This window comes from Novipirellula sp., assembly GCF_041583735.1.
GTDB lineage: Bacteria > Planctomycetota > Planctomycetia > Pirellulales > Pirellulaceae > Novipirellula.
Genome location: NZ_JBFHFD010000724.1, coordinates 1 through 4,181 on the forward strand (window position 1 = coordinate 1; position 4,181 = coordinate 4,181).

Annotated in this window: 5 protein-coding genes; 3 read left to right on the plus strand and 2 right to left on the minus strand. The window is 55.2% G+C overall.

Annotation, left to right across the window (positions count from 1 at the left end):
• From ABX962_RS31635 to ABX962_RS31645, 3 genes are all read left to right on the plus strand, one after another.
• Nucleotides 1-873 (plus strand): peptidylprolyl isomerase (locus tag ABX962_RS31635; RefSeq protein WP_372725585.1); only part of this gene is annotated, 873 nt, incomplete at its 5' end.
• Nucleotides 874-1,041: 168 nt separating this feature from the next.
• A complete protein-coding gene (locus ABX962_RS31640; RefSeq protein ID WP_339944011.1) occupies nucleotides 1,042-1,662 on the plus strand; it encodes a hypothetical protein in 621 nt (206 codons plus the stop codon).
• A gap of 221 nt (nucleotides 1,663-1,883) precedes the next feature.
• Complete coding sequence (locus ABX962_RS31645) at nucleotides 1,884-2,192, plus strand: hypothetical protein (protein ID WP_372725587.1); 309 nt, start codon at nucleotides 1,884-1,886, stop codon at nucleotides 2,190-2,192.
• A 111-nt stretch (nucleotides 2,193-2,303) separates the two neighbouring features.
• Here the strand turns inward: ABX962_RS31645 and ABX962_RS31650 are convergent, their stop codons facing one another.
• A complete protein-coding gene (locus ABX962_RS31650) occupies nucleotides 2,304-3,407 on the minus strand; it encodes a tetratricopeptide repeat protein (RefSeq protein ID WP_372725588.1) in 1,104 nt (367 codons plus the stop codon).
• Nucleotides 3,408-3,722: 315 nt separating this feature from the next.
• On the minus strand, nucleotides 3,723-4,181 hold a 459-nt coding region (locus ABX962_RS31655), incomplete at its 5' end, for a DUF4261 domain-containing protein (protein ID WP_372725590.1).

Here is a 4,181-nt window from a genome sequence, read left to right on the forward strand (position 1 = left end):
CAGGCGATCCAGAACAAGATGATGCGAGAGAGTTTCCTGCTAGACCAAGTGGGAACGCAAACCGCGGATAAACGTGCCGAGGCCGATGCAACACTTGCCGCACGCGCACGACAAATGTTTTTTGAATCGGAATTGCCTCAGCTGAAAAAGCAATACAAGGTCACCGATATTGCCGAGCTCGATGCGTTGCTTCGTGAAAAGGGAAGTTCGCTGGCGTCTCGGCAACGCGACTTTACCGACGCCATGCTCGGTCACCTCTATATCCGCAGCAAAGTCGAGAAGGACCCGACCGTCTCGATCGCCGACATCAACCAATATTACAACGAACATCTGGATGACTACCGTCACCCCGCCGAGGCGACGTGGGAACAATTGACCGTGCTGTTCAGCAACTTTGCTTCGCGCGAAGACGCGATGAAAGCGATTTCCGAGATGGGACGCGAAGCCTATTTTGGTGGGAATCTTCAAGCGGTCGCACGAGCCAAGAGCCAAGAGCCGTTTGCCAGTTCCGGAGGCCTACATGATTGGACCGCCAAAGGATCGCTTGCCTCGGACGTGCTGGACCAACAAATCTTTTCACTGCCGCTGAATGCGATGAGCGAGATTATCGAGGACGAGACCGGTTACCACATCTTGCGTGTACTGGATCGCCGCGAAGCAGGGTTCAACCCGCTAAGTGGAGCACAGGATGAAATTCGTGCAAAAATTCGCGAGCAGAAGATCACCGATTCACAAAAGAACGTGATGAAGGACATGCAGAAACGAGTGCAAGTGTGGAGTCTGTTTCCTGAGGATATCGAAGGAGCGAAACCGTTGCCCATAAGCATTGGATGGCGTCCGAATGATCCCGCTACCAATCCGCATCGCTTCTAAAGACAACCATCGTCGATCCAACGCGTTAGGCCAGTTCACCCGCAGTAGGTCTCGGGTCGCTACCATCCCCCCCCTCTCACCGCAATCGTCTTGGCTTGATCCAAGCGTCGCCCGTTTACCGCGGCCCGTTTACTACGCATCACGTTTACGCCTCCTGAGACCGTTCCCATGATCAAGCGAATTGCTCTCTACGCCTTGTGCGTTTCGCTTGCTCCGCTACTGTTGGCGGGTTGTGGCCAACTCGCCCACCGACTGACTACCAACGTTCCTGAAACGTTTATCCCGAACCCGTTAGAACTTCCTCCGGCTCCGGATGCATTCGTTTGGTCGCAAGTCGTCGATGCGATGGACGATTACTTTCGCATCGCTCGCGAACAACCGGTACAAAACTCGGACGGCATCGTCTTGGATGGTCGGCTGGAAACCACCTATCAAGTCGGCGCATCGCTGATGGAGCCTTGGAAAAAGGACAGCACACCTGGGTTTGAACGATTGCAATCGACGCTGCAATCGATTCGTCGTCGCGCGATCGTGACGGTTCGTCCGCAAGGCGCCGGATACGTGATCGAAGTGGTAGTCCAGAAAGATCTCGAGGACACCGATCGGAATCAATATGCCACCGAATCGGCATCGAACAAACGGCACGATGGCACGTTGATACGTGAACAAAACCGCATCGATGACACCCCCCAGACGCTCGGCTGGATCCCGCTCGGTCGTGACGCCTCGCTAGAACAGGTAATCTTGCGAGATATTTTCGGTCGTATCACTCAACCGGATAGCAACTGACCGCGTTGGCATCACTATTTTTATTGAAATGTGTCATTCGGAACGGGACCGACACAATCGATATCTTTTAACAGTAAATGCGGAACTAGCAGCCAAACTCGGCCCCACACTGCTAATTTTCGAGCGGACTCTGCGCCGATACGGAACCCTGCCTCGCGGTGCTAACACCCAATCGCCAGGCCGTGTGAAACATTGGGCGTTCCCCCCGAGCTACGCAACTCATGATCTGCATCACGCCTACTCGCGTCGACTACCAAACACTTTGTGCGAACGTCGAACGCCGGCTTTGCGAACTCGGGCATCTTGAGTCAAAGCAGTTCCCGATGACGCAGCGGGAAGTGATTCGAGGCGGGAAACCGTGCGGCATGTACTTCTGCCTGCATGGCCCTCGTAGCGTCAAATTGACCGCGATTTGCGATTTCAGCAAAAACACGATCATTTATTACGGCAGCGATGGAATTCGTCGCGAGAGTGCCACATTGCCGGCCCGCGTTTCAAGCCAAATTCAAAACGAATTAAAAGCCGCTTAACGGCAGTCGCTGCAGGCTCTTTCGATTCGCTCCCTCATTCCTCGGGCTCTGCCTGGGAACGCACGGCCCCCGATCGCTCTCGCCTGCCGCGCCAATCGAGACAGCCCCCATTTACTCGGATCGTCCAAGCCACCGGCGGGCTCGGTTGTACCAGGACGCCGGCTTTGGCGGACTCATCATCTGCTGCAGCGTGCGCGGCGATTCTCGACGCCCCTGAATCACGTCGGACACGAGATTGCCAATGTGTTGATTGACCGCATCCTCGGGTTTGATTCGCTTCGCGTGGGCGATTGTCTTTTCGGCTTTCGCGGTTTGCCCATCAATCAAATAGGCGACGGCCAAATTGCCAAGCAATTCGGGATCGTCCGGTGAGACGGCGACGGCATGTTCGCCTACCTGACACGCCTGTTTGGTATCCGCTTGTTCCAAACAGATGCCGGCGAGTTCTTTGAGCACCATCGTATTGTCGGGTTCAAGATCCGCCGCACGTTGCAAACAATCGCGAGCTCGCTTGAGTTCGTCAACGGCAAACCAAGCTTTTCCCAACATCACGTGGGCGCCCCATGCGGCAGGTTGCTTCGCGATCAAGTGTTGCAATTGCCCGATCGCGTTTCGCAATTCTTCCTGTTGACCGGCATCCACCGGCGGATCGCCCGGATTGCGATTGTGTTGCCACACCACCGCCACAGCTCGTTCATAAATCTCTTCGTCGGTTTCATGCAGCCGAGTGTGATAGAGCAATTGCCCGGTTTCCTTGTCCCGGTACACATCGACTTTACCATCGCGGCGAACGAACTCTAATCGCGATTGCACCTCTTCGCCCGACAAATGTTGTAGCGCAGGCTGCTCGCCCGGTGTCCATGATTTAGGAGCGACGATTTTTCGACTCTCACTCCCCCGCATCGTTGCAATCAAGCCGCCTTCGTATTCGAACAAGATCAGCCAATCATTGTCGGGTTCGGCGGTTTGATCATGAGAGTGAACCATCACAAAATCAACCACGTCATTAGTCCGATCGAGTCCATACAATTCAAGCTGTTCGGCAAAACGATGCGCGTCCAACGGCGACATAAAACTTGCTTGCGACAGTAGGTCGTCACTGTAGCTCATCGCGTTCGGAGCGATCGAGGCAAAATCAGCAGCCCCGCCCGGCAAACAACGATCCAGTGCATCGTTGCGGATCACAATCGCCGTGCCTTGAATCAATAGCGGCATAACGGTGGTCCTCCTTGCAGAACAAAATCGACGTGGCAATTAGAAGGGGGGAACAAGCAAACGTGGGCGAGCCCATTATAAGGAGAATGATTCCGCCGCGCAGCGTTCGCCGCAACTCACGCCCGGTCGAGCCATGTGGAAAACAAAATCATCGCGGCCGGAAACTCTTGGCGGCTTGTTGATTTATTGAGCCGCTCGCGCGTCAGCGGCCGGGTCCCACGCGATACCCGGTGTCTTACGGCCCACGGCTCACCATTGCAATTTGCCTTTGGATCAAATCAGCAAGCCATTGGCGAGCTTCGCTACGGGACGTCGTTAGAGATCGTCGTCGTCATCCTCGAGAAAATCTTCGTCGAGTTCGTCTTCATCAAACTCGTCTTCGGCCTGACCGCGATCCAAGAACTCTTCCGGCGGCTCGCCACCGTCTTGCGGGATCCAGCGAATGGTGGGCCGCGGTGGATCCGACAATGCCTCTTCGCACTCGAGCGCTTGCCAAGTCAATTCGCCGGGGCCATCAGCGGTATCGCCGTCCTCGACCTCTTCATCGGACGTCAACATATAGAGTGACGCGTTTCGCAAAAATCGCTCGATGTCGGCCGGCTCGAACTTATCCGCTTGATAAACGGCTTCCAAATCAGGCAGATCCAATTGGCCGTTGCCGACCGTATCCATCAGCGTCCAAGCGTCGTCGGCTTTGAAAATCCGCACGTTCGTCCACATGTCCAACGGTGGCAACTCATGGCTCCAGGCATAATTTAGCCCCTGACGCAGCCC

Excerpts from the sequence above, each read along its gene's own strand:
- ABX962_RS31645 (WP_372725587.1), top strand. The coding sequence starts at position 1,884 with ATGATCTGCATCACGCCTACTCGCGTCGACTACCAAACACTTTGTGCG.
- ABX962_RS31640 (WP_339944011.1), top strand. The coding sequence starts at position 1,042 with ATGATCAAGCGAATTGCTCTCTACGCCTTGTGCGTTTCGCTTGCTCCG.
- ABX962_RS31650 (WP_372725588.1), bottom strand. The coding sequence starts at position 3,407 with ATGCCGCTATTGATTCAAGGCACGGCGATTGTGATCCGCAACGATGCA.